We start from the raw sequence: 1,610 nt of genomic DNA, 5'->3' as shown, positions 1-1,610 counted from the left end.
CCCGGAAAATTCACGCGGGTTGGCGGATGTGGCGTAAAGCACTGATTTAACGTATGATTTGGTTGCTTAAGCCGATCGACGTCATTTCAGGAAAGCCACACCCGCCATGGACGGTTCTACTCTGCCGCTGACCGGTTTGTCACCCGTTTCTGGCAAGCGGATAGATGCAAGGTTCGATGGCGGTCTGCTCTCCTCGGACGGCGGTATTTTGCTGTTGCGCGAGGTTGAGCAGCGCCTTGGTGTAGCCGATCATATGGCTGCCTGCATCAATGATCCCCGTGCGCCGGATCATATCACGCACTCCCTTGCCGACATTATCCGGTTCCGACTGATGATGATCGCCGCAGGTTATGAAGATGGCAATGACGCTTCCAGTCTGCGCATCGACCCGGCGTTCAAAATGGCGCTTGGCCTGGCTCCATCGGACCGTGCACTTTGCTCGCAGCCGACAATCTCACGCTTGGAAAACCTGCCTGACACGCGTGCGCTCCTGCACATTGGCCGGGCGATGGTGGACCTGTACTGCGAGAGTTTCCGCACTGTTCCCAGGCGCATTGTCCTCGACATCGATGACACCTTCGATGCCGTGCATGGCGGCCAGCAGTTGCGATTGTTCAATGCCCATCATGACGAATATGGGTTCCAGCCCATCGTCGTGTTCGATGGCGAGGGGCGGTTCATCACCGCCGTCCTGCGCCCGGCCAAACGGCCCGGCGGCAAGGAGATCAGGGCTTTCCTGCGTCGCTTGATGCGTGCAATTCGCGCCAACTGGCCAAAGACGCAGATCCTGCTGCGCGGCGACAGTCACTATTGCTGCCCTGAAGTCATCGACTGGTGCCGGGCTGGCGGACACGAATTCATCCTGGGCGCCATGCCCACGTCGACATTGCGCCGTCACATCGCCGATCTCGAGGTCAGCACCAAAGCCCGCTTCGACGCGGCGCCCCAAGCCGGCAAGGCACGTCGCTTCAAGTCCTTCCACGACGGCGCCAAAAGCTGGAGCCGCGTCGAGCGGATTATCGCCCGCGTCGAAGTCGGCGAACAGGGCGCGGACACCCGCTTCGTCGTTACAAATCTCAAGAAGGGCTCGCCCCGCCGGCTCTACGAGCAGGTCTATTGCCGGCGAGGCCAGGCGGAAAATCACATCAAGTCCTGGAAGACCCACCTCGCCGCCGATCGCACATCCTGCACCAGGGCCACCGCCAATCAGTTGCGCCTGTTTCTCCATGCCGGTGCCTACTGGCTCATGTGGGGCTTGCGTAGCGCCATGCCCAAACGTTCAACCTGGCGCACCGCGCAGTTCGATACTTTACGCCTGCGCCTCATCAAGGTCGCTGCCCGCGTCACCGAGTTGAAGACCCTGATCCGTATCCAATGGCCCACCGCCTGTCCCGACCAGAAGATCTTCCGCCTCGCCCTCGACCGCGTCCCTCGCCTCGTCACCTGATCCACGGGGCAGCGCCCCTTCAAACCAAACCCCGCCCTTCAACCCGCAAACCTCAATCACCCTCAAATCCGGCTCATCTCCGGCAATGACGCTACGCGCCCGCCGCCTGCCCAAAATCCAAATCTTGGCCTGCGCTGACCAACACGATGAATTTTCCGGGCTA

Annotated in this window: 1 protein-coding gene; it reads left to right on the top strand. The window is 60.7% G+C overall.

What is annotated here, in order from left to right; all coding sequences use genetic code 11:
* The first annotated feature begins 106 nt into the window (after positions 1 to 106).
* Entirely contained in the window at positions 107 to 1,447 is a 1,341-nt protein-coding gene (locus tag GVL61_RS24385) for an IS1380 family transposase (RefSeq protein ID WP_159983862.1), read from the top strand.
* The last annotated feature ends 163 nt before the right edge of the window (positions 1,448 to 1,610 follow it).

Source organism: Novosphingobium sp. 18050, assembly GCF_902706195.1.
Classification (GTDB): domain Bacteria; phylum Pseudomonadota; class Alphaproteobacteria; order Sphingomonadales; family Sphingomonadaceae; genus Novosphingobium.
The sequence above is the reverse complement of the archived record's forward strand: the minus strand, read 5'-3'. Positions and strand labels throughout refer to the sequence as shown.